This is a genomic window from Streptomyces sp. CA189, assembly GCF_056428985.1.
The window spans coordinates 19,384-37,586 of sequence record NZ_JBWJVM010000019.1 but is presented as its reverse complement, the minus strand read 5'-3'; the positions used below and the strand labels follow the sequence as shown (position 1 = coordinate 37,586).

General features: G+C 70.8%; 16 protein-coding genes. 7 read left to right on the top strand and 9 right to left on the bottom strand.

Annotation, left to right across the window (positions count from 1 at the left end; translation table 11 throughout):
• Nucleotides 1-74 precede the first annotated feature (74 nt).
• The 4 genes from AC061S_RS17430 to AC061S_RS17415 form a co-directional block, all read right to left on the bottom strand.
• Nucleotides 75-344 carry an acyl carrier protein gene (locus AC061S_RS17430; protein WP_478686855.1) on the bottom strand — a complete coding sequence of 90 codons (270 nt, stop codon included), beginning with the start codon at nt 342-344 and terminating at the stop codon, nt 75-77.
• Nucleotides 345-357: 13 nt separating this feature from the next.
• On the bottom strand, nt 358-2,094 hold the full coding sequence (locus tag AC061S_RS17425; RefSeq protein WP_478686854.1) for an acyl-CoA dehydrogenase: 1,737 nt from the start codon (nt 2,092-2,094) through the stop codon (nt 358-360).
• Entirely contained in the window at nt 2,091-3,791 is a 1,701-nt protein-coding gene (locus tag AC061S_RS17420; RefSeq protein ID WP_478686853.1) for an acyl-CoA dehydrogenase family protein, read from the bottom strand. Before AC061S_RS17420 ends, AC061S_RS17425 begins: the two co-directional genes overlap by 4 nt.
• A 79-nt stretch (nt 3,792-3,870) precedes the next feature.
• The gene (locus AC061S_RS17415) at nt 3,871-5,562 is read right to left on the bottom strand and encodes a fatty acyl-AMP ligase (RefSeq protein WP_478686852.1); all 1,692 of its coding nucleotides are present in this window, start codon (nt 5,560-5,562) and stop codon (nt 3,871-3,873) included.
• Nucleotides 5,563-6,018: 456 nt separating this feature from the next.
• Between AC061S_RS17415 and AC061S_RS17410 the strand changes: the two genes are divergently transcribed.
• Both AC061S_RS17410 and AC061S_RS17405 read left to right on the top strand, forming a co-directional pair.
• Nucleotides 6,019-6,957 (top strand): ATP-binding cassette domain-containing protein, encoded by a 939-nt coding sequence (locus tag AC061S_RS17410; RefSeq protein WP_478686851.1) that lies wholly within the window; start codon nt 6,019-6,021, stop codon nt 6,955-6,957.
• Between the two features lie 28 nt (nt 6,958-6,985).
• Nucleotides 6,986-7,831 (top strand): ABC transporter permease, encoded by an 846-nt coding sequence (locus AC061S_RS17405; RefSeq protein WP_478686850.1) that lies wholly within the window; start codon nt 6,986-6,988, stop codon nt 7,829-7,831.
• 33 nt (nt 7,832-7,864) lie between these two features.
• Here AC061S_RS17405 and AC061S_RS17400 read toward each other — a convergent pair whose 3' ends face one another.
• Nucleotides 7,865-8,671, bottom strand: coding sequence for an alpha/beta fold hydrolase (locus AC061S_RS17400; protein ID WP_478686849.1), 807 nt, complete (start codon nt 8,669-8,671; stop codon nt 7,865-7,867).
• Nucleotides 8,672-9,265: 594 nt separating this feature from the next.
• On the opposite strand from AC061S_RS17400, the gene AC061S_RS17395 reads away from it, so the two are divergent.
• Complete coding sequence (locus AC061S_RS17395; protein ID WP_478686848.1) at nt 9,266-10,474, top strand: NAD(P)/FAD-dependent oxidoreductase; 1,209 nt, start codon at nt 9,266-9,268, stop codon at nt 10,472-10,474.
• 28 nt (nt 10,475-10,502) lie between these two features.
• Here AC061S_RS17395 and AC061S_RS17390 read toward each other — a convergent pair whose 3' ends face one another.
• On the bottom strand, nt 10,503-11,129 hold the full coding sequence (locus AC061S_RS17390; protein WP_478686847.1) for a YigZ family protein: 627 nt from the start codon (nt 11,127-11,129) through the stop codon (nt 10,503-10,505).
• 99 nt (nt 11,130-11,228) lie between these two features.
• Between AC061S_RS17390 and AC061S_RS17385 the strand changes: the two genes are divergently transcribed.
• From AC061S_RS17385 to AC061S_RS17375, 3 genes are all read left to right on the top strand, one after another.
• Nucleotides 11,229-11,633, top strand: a complete 405-nt coding sequence (locus tag AC061S_RS17385) for a CoA-binding protein (protein ID WP_478686846.1) — start codon at nt 11,229-11,231, stop codon at nt 11,631-11,633.
• Nucleotides 11,634-11,779: 146 nt separating this feature from the next.
• On the top strand, nt 11,780-12,655 hold the full coding sequence (locus tag AC061S_RS17380) for an HAD family hydrolase (protein ID WP_478686845.1): 876 nt from the start codon (nt 11,780-11,782) through the stop codon (nt 12,653-12,655).
• Between the two features lie 109 nt (nt 12,656-12,764).
• Complete coding sequence (locus tag AC061S_RS17375; protein ID WP_478686844.1) at nt 12,765-13,229, top strand: hypothetical protein; 465 nt, start codon at nt 12,765-12,767, stop codon at nt 13,227-13,229.
• A 55-nt stretch (nt 13,230-13,284) separates the two neighbouring features.
• On the opposite strand, the gene AC061S_RS17370 is transcribed toward AC061S_RS17375, so the two are convergent.
• Nucleotides 13,285-14,043 carry an acyltransferase gene (locus AC061S_RS17370; protein WP_478686843.1) on the bottom strand — a complete coding sequence of 253 codons (759 nt, stop codon included), beginning with the start codon at nt 14,041-14,043 and terminating at the stop codon, nt 13,285-13,287.
• 126 nt (nt 14,044-14,169) lie between these two features.
• Here AC061S_RS17370 and AC061S_RS17365 point away from each other — a divergent pair, with 126 nt between their 5' ends.
• Nucleotides 14,170-14,715 carry a gamma carbonic anhydrase family protein gene (locus AC061S_RS17365; RefSeq protein ID WP_478686842.1) on the top strand — a complete coding sequence of 182 codons (546 nt, stop codon included), beginning with the start codon at nt 14,170-14,172 and terminating at the stop codon, nt 14,713-14,715.
• Nucleotides 14,716-14,797: 82 nt separating this feature from the next.
• On the opposite strand, the gene AC061S_RS17360 is transcribed toward AC061S_RS17365, so the two are convergent.
• The gene (locus AC061S_RS17360) at nt 14,798-15,499 is read right to left on the bottom strand and encodes a DedA family protein (RefSeq protein WP_478686841.1); all 702 of its coding nucleotides are present in this window, start codon (nt 15,497-15,499) and stop codon (nt 14,798-14,800) included.
• A 59-nt stretch (nt 15,500-15,558) separates the two neighbouring features.
• Complete coding sequence (locus AC061S_RS17355; RefSeq protein ID WP_478686840.1) at nt 15,559-18,084, bottom strand: beta-glucosidase; 2,526 nt, start codon at nt 18,082-18,084, stop codon at nt 15,559-15,561.
• Nucleotides 18,085-18,203: the final 119 nt, after the last annotated feature.

The following is an 18,203-nucleotide window of genomic DNA, read 5'->3' as shown; positions in this document are numbered from 1 at the left end:
GTGGACTGCGCGCCGGGGCCGGGGTGTCGTGATGACGACCCCCGGGCCCGGCGTTCTTGCTGGGCGGTTCTTGCTCAGGCGGCGCGGGACAGCTCCGCGCTGATCGCCTCGATGAGCGCGTCGACGGTGGGGTTGTCCCACATCATCGTGGGATCGACCGTCAGCCCGAAGTGGTCCTCGATCTCGGTCGCGACTGTCAGGGCGTAGAGCGAGTCCAGGCCGTAGTCGCTGAGCGGCACGTCCGGCTCGAGCTCGTCGGGGGACATGCGTAGATGCTCGGCGAGCCGCTCCACGAGCCACTCGCGCATGGTGTCCGGGTCGTCCCTGACCAAGGACTCTTCCATCTCGTTTCTCCAATCAGGCTGACGCGGTGCGTCGTGGGATGAGCCCGAAGCCCTGGGCGCGGTCGAAGCGTTCGAGCAACCGCTCCCACAACGGGCCTTCGAGGTACGGCGGCAGGCTGCGGTCCGCCCCACCGGGGGTGCCGCGTAGCCTGTGGAGTGCGGCGGCCGCCCAGACGGGGTCCGACAGGAGCGGGTCACCGGTGATCCGGGCCTGCCGCCATGTCTCGAAGCACGCGGCTGCCACCAGGACGTTCACATATCGGGTGGTCAGGTCGTACGCGTACGAACTCGCCGCTACGGACAGTTCGCCGGGCGAGAGCACGGCGCACTCCTCCGCGAGCCTGACGAGTTCCTGGGCGAAGTGCTCGCCGTACGCGCGGAGTGCGGAGTACGCGCGGCCCTCGCCCTCCGGCATGGCCGCGAGGGCGGCGGCGAGCGTGGTGCTCAGGCTCTCGCGGCCCCCGGCGGTGACCGCCAGCTTGCGGAAGTCCATCGCCGGCAGGTCGGCGCCCGGCCGGAACAGTCCGGCAGGCGCGGTGGCGTCACCCAGCCAGGAGCGGCGGGCCAGCAGCGGCAGCTGCGGCAGCATCGAAACCTGGCAGGCCGCGCGGGCAGCGTGGCCGAAGCCCACCGGCTGGATGTCCCGCAGCATCTTCTGGAAGATCGCGGAGGGGCCCTCCCTCAAGTAGAAATGCGCCCCGAGGACCGAGGAGAGCTGGTTCATGGCATCCATCAGTGCCTTTGACACGAAGTACTTGACGGCCTGGCCGTGGATCGCCGTCTCGGCCGGCAGCAGATGCAGGGCGCGGGTCGCGACGGTCGCGAAGCAGTCCGCCGTGAGCAGATCCGAGAACACCCCGGTCAGCACCGACCGTACGTGCGGGAGATCGGCGGCTGTCCGCCCGTACAGGTGGCGGCCCCGCGCGTGGCGCAGCGTGGTCTCCAGCGCCGTGTCGACGACGCCCGTGGACATCGAGACCAGTGTGGTGCGGGTGACCTGGAACGAACGCAGGGCGGTTTCCAGCCCCTTCCCCGCACCGCCGAGCAGGGCGTCGTCGGGCAGCGGGCAGTCGTGGAACTCCACACCGCCGAGTTGCACTCCGCGCATGCCGCTGGTGCGGAACCGCGGCAGATAGGCCATCCGGCCGGCCGGAAGCCGGGACTTCTCGATGTACAACTGCGAGTGGCTGCGGCTGCCGGGGGCGGTCGAGGTACGGGTGAACACCACGATGGCCTCGGCGCGCTGGACGTTGGTGATCACTTCCTTGCGGCCGTTGAGAAGGAGCCGCCCGTCGCCGCTCGGCAGCGCGGTGAACTCGGTGCGCGCCATGTCGTTGCCGTGGGCCAGTTCGTGATACGCGACGGCCACCCGGCTGCCGTTGAGCAGGTGGGCAGCAGCGGCCCGGCCCTGCTCCTCGCTGCCCATGGTCCAGATGTTGACGCCTGCGATGAAGGAGCTGGCGCCGTAACCGAGGCCGAGACAGGGGTCACGCCGGTAGACCGTGCGCATCACGTCGACGAGGTGATCGAGGCGGGTGAGACGGCCGCCGAGGGCGGCGGGCACGAACTCGGCGTTCAGGCCGAACTCGTGCAGTACAGCCTCGCCCGCCGGCAGCATCTCCCCCCGCTCGTCGGCGGCGATCACAGCGGCGTGGCCGACGGGATTCGCCGGGTCGGCGGGATCGCCGAGCAGCCGGTCCAGGGTGTCGACCCGGGAGGGCAGGGCGGGGGCGGTGGACGCTGTCGTCACAGAATGCTCCCCTGTGTCTGCTGGGCCGAGCGGGCGGCGGGAATGCGGCCGTCGGACCCCAGGAGCTGGTCGGCCAGCAGGTCGAACGGTTCGGCGCGCGCCTCGTCGGTCTCAAAGCCCAACCTGGCGAGTACGAGGGCCAGTCCGGCCCGCAGCCACAGGCTGTCGTACGAGGTGCGCGCGCTGTCGAGCCACAGGTGGATCAGGGCCGCCCCCGCGAAGCACAGCTCGTACTGGGCCGCCAGGTCGAAGGCGGCCTGGGGGACGTCCCTGGGAGTTCGCTCCAGGTCCGCCATGGCGGCGTGCACGGACGTCGCGGATGCACGGAGCTCATCGGCCATCCGCGCGGCCTCCTGGGGTAGGAGCCCTTCCTGCACGGCGTCCTTGAGGCTCTGGGTGGACTCGGGCAGGAGTTGTACGAGGCTGCACCCGCCGGTCGACAGCAGCCGCAGCCGCGTCGGGTCGAAGGGGGTGGCAGACGCACCTGGCATGGTGCGCGCCACCGCGTTCCGGTCGGCCGAGCCGGCACGCCATGCGCGGGCGAGCGCGGGGAAATGGTCGATGAGCACGTTGCGGTTGACGGCTGTGCTGCCGTCGAAGACCGCCACGATCCGGTGGTCCCGCTCGAGTTTGGCGAAGGCACCGTCAAGGTAGGACTCGCTCAGAAAGCCACGCACACCGAGGAGTTCAGAGATCCGTTCGAGGGCGTCCTGCACGAGTGTCGGTACGAACGCCTTGGTGACGGCGGAGATCACACTGAGTTCGGGGGTGAGCGTCTGGATGCTCCGGGCGGCCAGCGTGGTGACCGAGTCCGCGACGACCAGGGCCGCGGTGACCTCGCCCAGGATACGGCGGACCCGTGGCAGGTCGCCGAGATAACGCCCGTAGAGATTTCGGGAGTTGGCGTAGTCGGCAGCGATCGCCAGTCCGTGGTCGAGAGCCCCGAGCGACAGGGCGGTGCACATGGTGCGGGTCAGCTGGAGGGACTTGAGGACCGTCTCGATGCCGCTTCCGACCTCCCCCACGAGCGCATCGGCCGGGACGAGCGCGCCGTCGAAGACGATGCCACTGATGTCCGCACCTCGGATGCCGTGCGTCCGCGCCTTCGGCAGCGTCCGGTACGAGCCGGGTGCCAGCTGTTCCTTGTCGACCAGGAACAGGCTGAATCCCCGCGGTCCTCCCGTCTCCGCCGTCCGGGCGAGCACGCACACGTACTGGCCGCGCGTGGCGTTGTTGATCAGCCACTTCTCGCCGTTGATCCGCCAGCCGTCCTTCTCCGGAAGAGCCGTGACCCGTCCCGACAGCAAATCGCTGCCGTGGTCGCGCTCCGTGAGAGCCCAGGACACGACCGCGCCCTCGCACACGGCCGCGGCGAGCCGGGCAGCCTGTTCGGGGGAGCCCGCGATCCAGACGGGGGCCGAACCGAGGAAGGTCTTTCCGTGGGCGACGGCGACCGTCAGATCTCGGCGAGCGACGGTGCGCTGCAGCCGGACCAGCTCGACCATGTCACGCAGCCGACCCCCGTGGCGGGCGTCCACGTAGTGGGAGGCGAGGCCGAAGGCGTCCAGCGCCGCACAGGCTTCGGCGGGGAACTCCTCCTCCCGGTCGAGTTCGGCCATCGCCGCACCGGTGAACAGCGCGTGCGTGCCGGAGCGGTCGAGGAACTGATCGAGTACGCGTACGGAGTCGTGCAGCACGATGAACCCCCGGGATGCGGTGACTGAGCTGATGAATGCGTCTCACGGGCTGCCTCTCGCCGCCTGGCGGCGCAGCGCGTCAGGAGACGGTCTGCTCGAGCGAGCGGTCGAGCTTCGCGAACAGCGGTCGCAGGGCATGGGCGCGGAACATGTCGCGCGTCTGCAGGCGCTGGATCTTGCCGCTGGTGGTACGCGGAACAGTGCCGCGGCTGACCAGGACGAGGCCGGCGAGGTGTGCGCCGAACGCGGTGGAGACCGCACGCCGGATCGAGGCGGACAGCTGCTCCAGCTCCTCCTCGCCGGGCTTGCCGCGGACCTCGTGCACGAGGACGAGGAGCTCCTCCTCCAGGCCGGTCTCATCCCGGACAGGCACGGTGAACGCGGCGCCGAACAGGCTCTGGAGCTGGGGGTGGAGGCTGCGTACCTCGTACTCGATGTCCTGCGGGTAGAGGTTGCGTCCCCGCAGGATCAGCATCTCTTTGATGCGACCGGTGACGTAGAGCTCGTCGTCCAGAACCGCGCCCAGGTCGCCGGTGCGCAGAAAGTCGCGGCCCGCCAGGACGGCCCGCTCATCGGCCGGCGGCCTCCCCCAGTAGCCCTGTCCGATGCTCGGGCCGTGCAGCCAGATCTCGCCGATCGTTCCGGGGGGAACCGCTTCGCCGGAGGCGGGGTCGACGATCCGCAGGTCGAAGTCGATGGGAGAGCCGCAGGACACCAGGTCCCGGCCTGGCAGCCCGTCGCCCGCGGGAACGAGTGCGCCGCCGGACAGCCGCTCGTCGTCGAATCGGCGGACCACCGGCTCCCGCCGTACGGAACTGCTCACGAAGACGGTGGCCTCGGCCATCCCGTAGCAGGGTGCGAGGGTCTCAGCGCGCAGTCCAGCGGGCGCGAAGCGTTTGGCGAATGCGGCAAGAGTGGCGGCCTGTACGGCTTCCGATCCATTGCAGGCGTACTTCCACCGGGACAGATCAAGTGTGGCGATCTGCTCGTCGGTGACTCTCCGACTACACAGCTCGAAGGCGAAATTCGGCCCGGCAGAGGCGGTGATATCGAATTCGTCTATCATACGCAGCCACCAGTGCGGCCGCCTGATGAAATTCGCCGGGCTCATCAGTACGGAAGAGCCACCCAGGGCCAGCGGCGGGAGGATGATGCCCATGAGCCCCATGTCATGGTAATGCGGAATCCAGGACCCGAATCGTGAGGTGTCATCGAACTCGAAAGTGCGCCTCAGGGTGTCCACATTCTGGAGCAGGTTTCCATGGGTGAGCATGACGCCCTTGGGGTCGCCCGTGGAGCCTGAGGTGTACTGCAGCAGGGCAAGGCTGTCACGGTCGAGTCGCGGCAGCGAGGCGACGTCGATCGGAGAGCTTTCGAGGAGATCGGTGACCAGCAGTCGCGCGGGGTCGAGGTCCGCGGTCCGGGCCCACTCGTCGACTCCCGGCAAAGTCCTGGAGTCGGTGAGCACCACGGAGACCTGGGCGTCGGTGGCGATGGCCGTGACTCGGCGCTGGTGGTGCTGGTACTGCCCGGGCAGCGGCGATGGCACGGCCACGATGCCGGCGTAGAGGCAGCCGACGAAGGCCGTGGTGAAGTCGAGCCCTTCCGGATACAGCAGCAGGGCGCGGTCGCCCGGCGAGCAGCGTTCGAGCAGCGCGGCGGCAATGACACGGGCCCTGCGGTCGAGGTCCTCGTAGGACAGGGATATTCGACCGTCACCGACATCGAAATCCGACAGGAAAGTAATCGCTGTCTTCGAGCCGCGATCCAACGCATTGCGGAGTATGGGCTCCGCGAAGTGTTCGCCTAACAAGACTAGCCCCCGTTGACCATATGCACTCGTTCTGGCGTTCGATTCACCTTAGCTGTGATCGATCTTGGCCGTCAAGGTCCTTCGTGGGGAAGGGGTGTTACGGACGGCCTCCTTTGACAGCATGAAACGTCAACCACTTGGAGGCGGTCAACTATCTTTGGTCACGTCCGACCCAACTAAAGTCAAGTGCGGACACTGAAGCGGAATTATTGAATCCATCTGATCGATGCTATTGAGTCACGCAGGGATCGTTTTGGGACACCCCAAGGGGCTGCTTGACGCCCCATGGGGCCTGATCTACGGTCGGGCGGAATCGCTGAACTGACTGATGTGAGGATGTCGCGGATTTTCTGTGACGGTGGGATTCCCTTGCATTCCGAGTTCTGCCGCTGCCGACGGGGGTGTGACACATTCGTGATCAGCACATTGGATCTCACCAAGTCCTACCGCGGGGTCGACGCACTGCGCGGGGTGACCCTTCAGGTAGAGGAAGGTGCGGTACTGGGTCTGCTGGGTCACAACGGCGCCGGCAAGACGACGCTGGTCAGCATCCTCGCCACCCTGCTGCCCCCCAGTGGCGGTACAGCCACCGTCGCCGGTCACGACGTCGTACGCGAGAGCCGGAAGGTACGGGAGCGGATCGGGCTCACGGGCCAGTTCACTTCGGTGGACGAGAAACTGTCCGGCCACGACAACCTGATCCTCGTCGGGCGCCTGCTGGGTGCAAGTCGGCGCCAGGCCCGTGACCGGGCCGGCGAACTACTCGAGGCGTTCGGCCTGACTGCCGCCGCGGACCGGCACTGCCGCACGTACTCGGGCGGGATGCGACGCCGGCTGGACCTGGCCGTCAGCCTGGTCGGCCGCCCACGGGTGCTATTCCTGGACGAACCTTCCACCGGTCTCGACCCGGCGAGCCGGATCTCCCTGTGGGAGCGCATCGAGTCGCTGGTGGCCGACGGCACCACAGTGCTGCTCACCACGCAGTACCTGGAGGAGGCTGAGCGCCTCGCGCATCAGGTGGTGGTGCTGTCCGAAGGCACGGTCGTGGCGGCCGGCACCCCCGCCGAGCTGAAGGCCCGCATCGGTGAGCGCCGGGCCCATCTGTCGGTGACCCGGCGCGATGACGCGACCAGGGCTGCCGCCGCCCTGCGCCGCTCCGGGATCGCGGCGGTGGAGACCCCGGAGGAGGGCACCGTCAGCGTGCCCGTCGCCGAGTTCACCGACTTCGTCCGAATCGTGCGCGCTGTCGAGGACGCCGAGGTGCCCGTCGTCGGGTTCTCGCTTTCCGAGCCCTCCCTCGACGACGTCTACCTCGCGCTGGCGACTGATCCCACCACCCTTACCCGACGCTGACCACCCCAAGCCCCAAGGAGCGACTGCCATGGCCATCACGGCTCCTGCAGACCGCAACGACTCCGTTGTGACCGAGGTGGACTCATCCTGGCGTCCCGCCGGTGCAGTAACGCAGTTCGTGGTGCTGACCGGGCGATCCCTGCGCGGCATCGTCATCGACCGCAGACTCGTCGCGCTCACCCTTCTCCAGCCGCTGATCCTGCTGGTCATCTTCAGCGAGGTCTTCGGCAGCATGGCCAACCCCCGGCACTTCCCACCGGGAGTCAGATACATCGACTACCTGATGCCCGCGATCCTCGTCACGAGCGGCATCACCTCGGCGGTCGGCTCCGGTTCGGAACTCATCCGCGACATGGACAACGGTGTACTCTCACGGTTCCGCGTCCTCCCCGTCGATCTGCAGTGGGTGCTCGTCGCGCGTGCCGTGGCCGATGTGCTGCGCACCGCCGCCCAGATCGTGCTGCTGCTGGGCTGCGCCGCACTCTTCTTCGGCTTCCGCCCGGCCGGCGGCCCGGCCGGAGTGGCAGCGGCGCTGGCCCTGTCGCTTCTCGTCATCACCGCGATGACCTGGATGTTCATCGCGGTGGGCGCGTGGGTGCGGAGCGCCAGGATCATGCAGGGCATCAGTGGTCTGACGCTGTTTCCCCTGATGTTCGCATCGAGCGCGTACGTGCCCCTCGACGCGCTCCCGGACTGGCTGCAGGCTGTAGCCCTGGTGAACCCCGTGTCCTACGCCGTGGACGCCACCCGCGCGCTGGCGCTGGACTGGCCACTCGGCAACACGGTGTTCGGCGCCATCGCGACCAGCCTGCTGACCGGTTCGGTCGCCATGTGGACGGCGGTGCGCGGCTTCAAGCGGCCGCTTGTCCTCTGAGTCCCGTTGCCGCGCCGCCGGCCGCCCGCGCCGTCAGAGCTCTCGCCTTAAGTACTCGATGATGCTCTTGTTCACTGCGTCCGGGTTCTCCAGATAGCCGTAATGTCCACAGTCGTCGACCATTTCGAAGGTGGCACCCGGAATGGCCTCCGCGACTTCCCGCCCCAGATTCGGGGGCGTGATCATGTCGTCGGAGAACGCCACCACATGACACATCCCGGAAATCGAGCGATACGCGGACAGGCGATCGGCCATAGCAGAGAAATCGTGGTGAATCCGCTCTCCCCGACCCGGCGGACCCGACATCTCGAACACATCGAGCCAGTCCCGGACCAGCGCCGGATCGGACAGCGTCCGCGGTGAGAGATTCTGCATGGCCCGCACCACCGCGGCGTACGTCGGGGGTAGCCGCACCCCCGAATCGCGAAGCGCGATCTCAGCCTCGGCCATGGCGCGGCGCATCGGGTCGGCCCGCCCGCGGGTGGCCATCAGGACGGCCTTCTCCACTAGGTTGGGGTGGGTGAGCAGGAGTTCCTGCACGATTTGCGCGCCCAGTGAGGTGCCCACGGCAAGGCACGGCCCGATCCCCAGCGCACGGATGAGCGCAGCAGTGTCCTCCACCATATCTTCGACAGTGAAGCCCTCGGCACATTCGTCGGTCGGCGGAATTCCGCGGTTGTCGAAGGTGATGACACGGTATCCGGCGGCTGTGAGGGCAGGCACCTGATGCAGATCCCATACCCGCCCTTTGCTGCCGCTGCCCATCACCAGGAGGACAGGTATGCCCTCCCCGTGCGATTCGTAGTGCATCAGTATGCCATTGACATTCAACCACGCCATGCCATTCTCCTCTTGCCCCGACAGCGGCCCCTCAGAGGCTAAATTGATCACCCGGCCGAGTCAATGAAGTCCCCCGGAATGCAACGGGAACGAATCTTTTGATCCGAGAAGGCGGTAAATCCGCGCTGGAGGAAAGTGGGATCCACCGTACGAGCACGTCGGATGCGCAGGATGCCGGCGAGGGGGGTCAGGCATCGGCCGAGCGGTGACGGCTGCGCGCAGGTATTCCGCTCCCGCAGGGATCGCACCGCATCGGTCTGCGGTGGCTGACTTGCGCCCATCGTCCATGCCTGTCACCGCTCAGACCGATCTCGCCAGTTCGCCGGTCCGATCTTGGTCGCTCCGCTTGCCGACACACCCCCCAAGGCGTCCAGGCTGGGCTCGCGCTGCGTCAGCACCGACCCAGCACGGTCGGGGTTGATACGGGTGATGACGGGTGATGAGAGGTCAGCACCAGACCAGCACGGGATGCAGGAGGGCCCCGCCAAGAGGCGAGGCCAGGCGCGGTGACGGGTGGTTCTCCCGAGGCGGTGACCAGCGCCGCCGCCTACCGTGGAAAACACAGAGCCCCACCCCTCCGGGGAGGCGATCGACATGACCGGAACGACCTACGACGCCGTGGTCGTGGGAGCCCGCTGCGCGGGCGCGAGCACGGCGATGCTGCTGGCCCGCCAGGGCTACCGGGTGCTGGTGGTGGACCGGGCGGTCTTCCCCAGCGACACGCTCTCCACCCACCTCATCCACCCGCCCGGGGTCGCCGCCCTGCGGCGCTGGGGCCTGCTGGACCGGGTCGTCGCCACCGGCTGCCCGGAGATCACCACGTACACCTTCGACCTGGGCCCCATCGTCATCTCCGGGTCGCCGGCGGGACTGGGCTGCCAGGGCTCGTACGCGCCCCGGCGGACCGTCCTCGACAAGATCCTCATCGACGCGGCGGTGGAGGCCGGCGCCGAGGTGCGCGAGAAGTTCACCGTGGAGGGCCTGGTCACGGACGGGGACGCGGTGACCGGCATCCGCGGCCACGGCCCGGACGGTGCCGCGACCGCCGAATACGGCCGGGTCGTCATCGGCGCCGACGGCGCCCACTCGATGGTCGCCCGCGCCGTGGACGCCCCCCGCTACGCGGAGAAGCCGAAGCTCCAGGTCAGCTACTACACGTACTGGGCGAACCTGCCGATGCACGGCGGGTTCGAGGCGTACATGCGGGGCGACCGCGCCTTCGCGGCCTGGCCCACCAACGACGACGTGACGCTGGTGATCTGCGGACTGCCGATGCGGGACTTCGAGGCGAACCGCGCCGACATCGAGGGCGGCTACCACGAGACCCTGAACCGGGTGCCGGCCTTCGCCGACCGGATCGCCGCCGCCACCAGTACCGGACGGCTGGTCGGCACCGCCGTCGAGAACCATTTCCGGGTCCCCTACGGACCGGGGTGGGCGCTGGTCGGCGACGCCGGGTACCTGAAGGACTTCATCACGGCCCAGGGAATCCAGGACGCCTTCCAGGACGCCGAGTTGTGCGTGCGGGCCCTGTGCGACGCCTTCACGGGCCGCAGGGCATTCGGCGACGCCATGCGCGGGTATCAGGAGGCGAGGGACGAACGGGTCATGCAGATGTACGAGTTCACCGCCGACTTCGCGGCCCTCGAACCTCCGCCGCCCGAAATGCAGCGGGTCCTGGGCAAGGTCGCCGAGAGCCAGGACACCATGGACGGCTTCGTCCGGGTGAACGCGGGCCTCACCAAGCCCGGCGAGTTCTTCTCCGACCCGCGGCTCATGGGGGCGGCGCAGCAGGTGAGTTGATCCCCCCTCTGGTAGCACCCTCAGGCGCTCAGGGCGCGTACGTCTCCCCGCCCGGCGTGAGCGTGGCGCTCCCGGCGGTGCTGTCCGCGAGCCAGGCCTCGAAGGCGGGCAGGTCCGCCTCGGGCAGGGCGACCTCGATCTCCACGGCGTTCCCGTAGCGCACGTCGACCACGGTCCTCCCGGTGGAGCGCAGGTCGTTCTCGGTCTTGCCGGCCCGCTGGTGGTCCACGGTGACGGTGACCAGCCGGTAGCGGTGGCGGGTGACGGTGCCGAGCGCGTCGAGGGCCTCTCCGACGACCCCTCCGTAGGCGCGGATGAGCCCGCCGGCGCCGAGCTTCACGCCGCCGTAGTAGCGGGTGACGACGGCGACCGCGTAGCGGATGTCGCGGCGCGTGAGCATCTGCAGCATCGGCACCCCGGCGGTGCCGCCGGGCTCGCCGTCGTCGCTGGCCTTCTGCACGGAGGCGTCGGCGCCGATGACATAGGCAAAGCAGTTGTGCGAGGCGGTGGGGTGCTCCTTGCGGATCCGGGCGACGAAGTCCTGCGCCTCCCGCTCGGTCGCGGCGGGCGCGAGCGCGCACAGGAACCGCGAGCGGTTGATCTCGGACTCGTGCACGCCCTCACGGGCCACCGTCACGTACTGGTCTGCCTTCACCCGTCCACCCTACGGGGAATCCGACATGCGTCTTTTCGGTTGATCGAGGGGGCTGCGATCAGCGGCCAGAGGCAGCACCAGCAGCAGGAGGCGGCACACGTGTACGGCGATCCGGCAACCATCCGCAAGATCCTCACCGAGCTCGGCGACACCTGGGCCGTGGTGGGCCTGTCCAACAACCAGGACCGGGCCGCGTACCGCGTGGCCGAGGTCCTGCAGCGGTACGGCAAGCGCGTGATCCCCGTACACCCCAAGGCGGAGACGGTCCACGGCGAGCAGGGATACGCCTCGCTGGAGGCGATCCCGTTCAAGGTGGACGTGGTGGACGTCTTCGTGAACAGCGCGCTGGCGGGCGCGGTCGCCGACGAGGCCGTCGCGAAGGGGGCGGAGGCCGTCTGGTTCCAGCTCAACGTGGTCGACGAGACCGCCTTCGACCGTACCCGCGCGGCCGGACTGGACATGATCATGGACCGCTGCCCGGCGATCGAGATCCCCGCCCTCTGAGGCCCCGGGGTCGGGCCCCCGGCCTTCAACCCTTTCAACGCGGCTCAAGTATCCAAACCGCCCAAACGGTACGAATACTTGAGACCGCGCCTCCCCGTCGGGGTCTGCCGCGCACCTCAGACCGGCCCCGACCAGGGAGTCCCACCGTGATCAGCCATGCCCACAGTCATGCCCAGAGCCCGTCCGGGAGCCCTTCCGGCAGCCGCTCCGGCAGCCACAGCCGCATCGCCGTGCTCGACCTCGACGGAACGCTGGCCGAAGGCTCGCTGGCGGCCCCGTTCGTGGAGTCCCTCATCGCCGGCGGCGTCTGTGAACCGGCGGCCGGACGGGCTGCGCTCGCCGCGATAGCGGGCTACCACGACGAGGACTCCGACCCCGGGGACGCGCCCGCCCACGCCCCCACCGCCGCCGCCTTCTACGCCCACTTCGCGCGGGCCCTCGAAGGCGCGGACCGGAGCGACGTGGAGCGGGCCGCCGAGGCCGCCTGGCCGGCAGCCCGGAAGAGGATCCTCCCCTTCGCCGACGAGCTCGTACGGCTCCTGCACGCGGCCGGACTGCGCACGGTACTGATCTCCGGGAGCCCGTACGAGATCGTCCGGCGCGCGGCGGCGGAGCTGGGCATCGGCGAGGCCCACGGGATGCGGGCCGAGTTCCGGCGCGGCCGCTGCACCGGAGCCCTCACCGCCACGCCGGCCCTGCCCGGCGGCAAGCGCGCGGCCCTGCGCACCGCGACGAAGGGAAGTCCCGTGGACCGCCGGAGTTCCTTCGCCATCGGGAACTCCCCCTCCGACGCCGAGGTGTTCGAGCAGGTCGGGCTGGCCATCGCCTTCGAACCGGACCCGGTACTGCGGGGCTGGGCGATGGACCGGGACTGGATCACGGCCGACCGGCAGAACGTGCTGGCCGTCTGCCAGGACCTGATCGCGACACACCCGGTGCTGGGCGCGACCCCGGCGACGGCCCGGACGACCAGCCGTGAGGCGGGCCGGAGCACCGGCGTGCCGGTCGCCGACCCGCGCTGACCACGCGCCGGGCCCGGCCCCTCCACGCTCGGGGCTTCGTGCGTCACAGACCGGTCACAGGCAGCACACAGGCACCACACAGCCCCCGCGACCCGGACAGAGTGGCGCGATGCGCACACATCACGCCGCAATCACACTCGCCGCCGCAGGCCTCCTCGCCCTCACCGCCTGTTCCGGGGCCGTCACCAGCGAGCCCGAGCCCGACGCCAAGCCCGTCTCGTCGCCGTCCGCCGCACCCACCGCGGCACCCACCTCCGCTGCCGCCTCCGCTCCCGCCCCGGTGAGCAGCAAGCCCGCCGCACCGGCCACCACGCCGCCTGCGGCCCCCGCACCCGCGCCCGCCCGGGCCGCCGTCCCGAACGGCGTCGGTCAGGTCCTCCAGGCCGCCCAGGACAACGCGCAGGCAGCGGGGTTCTTCCTCCTCGGCTCCACGGACGCCCTCGGCCAGAGCCGCATGCAGGTCCTCGACCGGAATTGGAAGGTCTGCTCGCAGGCGCCCACCGCCGGCACGCAGGCCGCCACCGACACGAAGATCGTGTTCCATACGGTCAAGCTCGAAGAGTCCTGCCCCTGACGCCCCCTGACGCGCCGACTCCTGCTGCCCTGCGACCGGGCAGCAGGTGCGGGGTTCACTCCTGCTCGGCCATGTCCGCGAGCGCGCGCAACTGCTCCGGTGTGATCCCGTCGGGGATCGGCACCGGCGCCGGGGTGCGCAGCGGCGGCTGCCAGCCGGCCTCGGGGTCCCAGCGTCGGACGATCCGCGCCGGCGCCCCCGCCACCACGGCGTGGTCCGGCACCTCGCCCCGTACGACGGCCCCCGCCGCCACCACGACGTTGCGGCCCAGCCGCGCCCCGGGCAGGATCACCGAGCCGGTCCCCAGCCAGCAGCCCGGGCCGATCTCCACCGGGGCGCTGCGCGGCCACTGCTTGCCGACGGGCTCGTGCGGATCGTCGTAGCTGTGGTTGGTGGAGGTGATGTACACCCCGGGACCGCAGAAGGTGTCGTTGCCGATCGTGATCCGGGTGTCGGCGATGACGTGGCTGTCGCGGCCGATGACCACTCCGTTGCCGAGGACCAGCACCGGTTCGGCGCCGAGGTCGAGGTCGGGCATCATCCCGGCGGTGAGCGTGACCTGTTCACCGATGATGCAGTGGTCGCCGAGCCGGATCCAGGGCGCGCCGAAGACCGTGCCCTGCGGGAAGGCGAGCCGGGTGCCGTGCCCGATCGCGCCGAAGCGCAGCCCGCCGGGGGTCTGGGCGGTCACCGCGCCGGCCCGCTGCATCCAGCGCCAGCCCGCGTGGACGGCGCGCCCGGCGAGCCGGCGGCGCAGCGCCGTCAGGGAGGAGAGCGCCGTCAGAGAAGAGAACGTGTTCTGGTTCTTCGCCACCGGGTCACCGTAGCGCGCGGGGGGCCCGGGCCGCGCCGTGATCTTCACCCCATCCCCGGGGGCGCGGACGGCGTGGCCTACGGTTCCGGTAGCGCGACGCGACGTACCGGAAGAGGAAGAGAACACATGACGCAGCAGGCGGCCCAGGCACTCGTGGCGGGTGTCGGCGGGAAGAACCCCGTGATCGATCCGACGGCGTTCACCGCTCCCACCTCCGTCGTGGTCGGGGACGTGACGCTCGGCGCGGGGTCGAGCATCTGGTACTCGGCGGTGCTCCGCGCGGACTGCGGTCCGATCACGCTCGGCGCGGACAGCAACGTGCAGGACAACTGCACCGTGCACGTGGACCCCGGTTTCCCGGTCTCCATCGGCGAGCGCGTCTCCATCGGCCACAACGCCGTCGTGCACGGCTGCACGGTCGAGGACGACTGCCTGATCGGGATGGGCGCGACGGTCCTCAACGGCGCGGTGATCGGCGCCGGCTCCCTGGTGGCCGCCCAGGCGCTGGTGCCCCAGGGCATGATCGTCCCGCCCGGTTCGCTGGTCGCGGGCGTCCCGGCGAAGGTGCGGCGCGAACTGACCGCGGAGGAGCGCGAGGGCCTCAAGGTCAACGCCCTCATGTACACGGAACTGGCCGGTCAGCACCGCGCCTCGGTGACCCCGGGCGCGTGACGGGCGTTGCCCGGTGATCGCTGGTGCTCCCCCGCCCGCGCTCGGGCCGGGCGGGGGACGGGGGGCGGGGCAGCCCGGCCTCTCAGTCGGTGAGCACGCTCGACGCGGCCGGAACCTGCCCCGGCACCGGAGCCGCGTCGGTACCGGCCTCGGCCGCCGCCGCCTCGGCCTTCGCCGTCGCGGCCGCCTTCTTCATCCGTCCGCGCACCACCACGGTCATGGCGATCCCGCAGCCGAGGGCCAGGGCGAGCGCCACCCACGAGAACCCCTTCAGCCACGGCTCGGCGACGATCCCGATCGAGTAGATGACGGCCGTCGTACCGCCGGCCCACAGGATCCCGCCGAGGACGTTCGCGACGAGGAACCGCCAGTAGGGCATGTGCAGGACCCCCGCCAGCGGCCCCGCGAAGATCCGCAGCAGGGCCACGAACCGCCCGAAGAAGACGGCCCACATGCCCCACTTGTCGAAGGAACGCTCCGCCATGGCCACCTGGTCCGGCCCGAAGTGCTTGGGGAAGCGCCGTCCCAGCCGCTCCAGCATCGGCTTCCCGCCCCTGCGCCCGATCGCGTAGCCGATCGAGTCGCCCACGATCGCCCCGGTGGTCGCGCAGATGCCCAGCACCACGGGGTCGATGTGCCCCTGCTGCGAGGCCAGCAGCGCCGAGCTGACCAGGACGATCTCCCCCGGCAGCGGGATGCCGAGGCTTTCCAGCCCGATGACGATCCCCACCAGGAGGTAGATGCTGACCGCCGGAATCGTCTCCAGCCATTCCTGGATGTCCACCGGTACGTCCTCCTGAGTTCTCCGCCGGCCCGCCCCCTGTGGCGGGCCGAACGGGCAGCCTATCCGGTCGCCACCACAGCCTTTGCCCGCAGCGGCAGTTCGCGTGAGGAACGCCCCGCGAACACCTCGCGCCGGCCCGTTCCCACCACCCACGCGTCCCGTTCCGGATCCCAGGACGACAGCGTGCGCGCGTCGATGTCCAGGACGATCCGCCGTGCCTCCCCGGGCTCGAGGGTCAGGCGCCGGTACCCGGCCAGCGCCCGGACCGGCTGGTCCAGTTTCAGGTCCGGGGACGGGCCCACGTAGACCTGGGCCACCTCGGTGCCCGTGCGCCGTCCGGTGTTGCGGACGGTGAACTCCACGCGCAGCCCGCTCCGCTTCCCGTGCGCGCCGCCCGGCCGGACCGCCAGCTTCTCGTACGCCCAGGTCGTGTACGAGAGCCCGTGCCCGAAGGCGAACAGCGGAGCCACCCGCTGCTGGTCGTACCAGCGGTGGCCCACGTGGACCCCCTCGGTGTACTCCTGCCGCCCGCCCACCCCCGGGTAGCGCATCAGGTCGGCGCCGACCGGGGTCGCCCGCTCGTCGGCCGGGAAGGTCTGGGTGAGGCGGCCGCCCGGGTCCGCGTCGCCGAAGAGCACGTCGGCGGTGGCGGCCGCGCCCTCCTGGCCCGGGTAGTACATCTGGAGGACCGCTCCGGTACGCGGGAGCCACGGCATGGTCGTACCGGAGGAGGTGTTGAGCACCACCGTGGTGCGCGGGTTGGCGGCGGCGACCGCCTCGATCAGCGCCGGCTGGCCGCCCGGGAGCCCCAGTGAGGTGCGGTCGCTGCCCTCGGTGGCGTCCTCGTAGGCGAACAGCACCACGCTGCGGGCCGCCTTGGCCGCCTTGACGGCCTCGGCGAGGTCGGCGGCCCGGGTGGCCTTCGTGGTGTGCCGCAGCCGCAGCCGCTGGCCCTTCGGCCCGCCCTCGGCGAAGACGGCGAGGCGGTGTTCGCCCGCCTTGAGCGCGAGGGTGCGGCGGCGCACGGTGCGGCCGTCGGGCGCCGCGCCGAGCAGGCCGCCGGCGAACTGCTCGGCCACGCCCTGCCGTACGGGGAAGAGCTCCTCCCCGTCGAGCCGGACGGACGGCCGTTTCCCGGTGTAGTGCACGAGCAGGGTCCACTCGTCGTCGGCGGCCAGCCGGAAGGCCCCCTCGAAGCCCCAGGTGCGCCCGGGGGCCACCGCCCGGTCGTCGAGGTCGGGGTCGGGCGTCAGCAGTTTCGCCGGCAGCGGGCGCCCGTAGAGGTCCTCGCCGAGCGCGTAGCCCACCGTGGAGCCGCTCCCGGCCCGCCGCCGGATCTCGTCGAGGGGGGAGGCGGCCGCGTCCGGCACCACGTGGGCGCTGCCGCCGCCGCCGACGAAGGGGGTCCGCCCGGTGGGGCCGATCACGGCGATGGAGCGGGCGGCGGGCCCCGCCAGCGGCAGGGTGGCCCGCTCGTTGCGCAGCAGGACCGCTCCGGCGGTGGCGATCTGCCGGGCGGTACGGGCCCCGGCGGCGGCGTCCCGGGCGGGCCGGGCGGGCCGGTGTCCGGCGAGCAGTCCGAAGCGGTCCATGGTGGTCAGGATCCGGCGTACCGCGAGGTCCACGGTGTTCTCGTGGACGGAGCCGCCGCGCACCGCCTCCCGTAGTGGGGCGCCGTAGTGGGTGCCTGCGGGCATCTCCATGTCGAGGCCGGCGCCGATCGAGGCGACGGTGCTGTGGGTGGCGTTCCAGTCCGACATCACCCAGCCGTCGAACCCCCAGCGCCCGCGGAGCAGTTCGTCGAGGAGCGGCCTGCTCTCGCAGGCGTAGACCCCGTTGACCTTGTTGTAGGCGCCCATCACGGCCCCGGCCCCGGCGGCCACGGCGGCTTCGAAGCCCCGCAGCTCCGTCTCGTGGAGGGTCTGTTCGGCGGCGATCACGTCGACGGTGTCGCGGCCCTTCTCCTGGTTGTTGAGCGCGAAGTGCTTGACGGTGGCGATGAGGCCCTCGTCCTGGATGCCCCGGACGACCTCGGCGACCAGGTCGGCCGTCAGCTTCGGATCCTCCGAGAACGTCTCGAAGTTCCGTCCGGCGTACGGGGTGCGGATGAGGTTGGCCATCGGCGAGAGGAGCACGTCGATGCCGAGCGCGCGGCCCTCGCGGCCGATGACCCGCCCGTACGCGCGGGCGAGCGCCGGGTCGAAGGCGGAGGCGAGCAGGACCGGCGCGGGCAGGGCGGTGGCGGGCCTGGCGACGCGGACCCCCGCCGGACCGTCGGCGAGGCGGAGCGCAGGGATGCCCAGGCGCGGGATGCCGGGTACGTAGCCGGCCTGGCCGAGCGGGTCCGGGTCCGGGCCGCCGTGCAGCAGGACGGTCTTCTCCTCCAGGGTGAGCCGCTCCAGCAACGCGTCGATCCGGGCGCTCCGGCCGGCCGCCGGCGCGGCGGCGGGGGCGGCCGCGGAGGCGGTGGTCCTACGGGGCTGCGCGCCGGGCGGCGGCGCCGGTACGCAGCCGGCCGCGCCGAGGGCGGTGCCCACCGCCCCGAGGAGGCGCATCGCACGGCGTCTGGACACGGCCTCGCTCATGGGCGCTCCCTGCGGCGTGGGCATCGGCGTCAGGTGGCGGGAGCGGCCCGCGCCGGACCGCTCCCGCCACCCACTGTGCGCCGACCGCCGCGCGGACCCGCTTCAGGCGCGCCACCGCG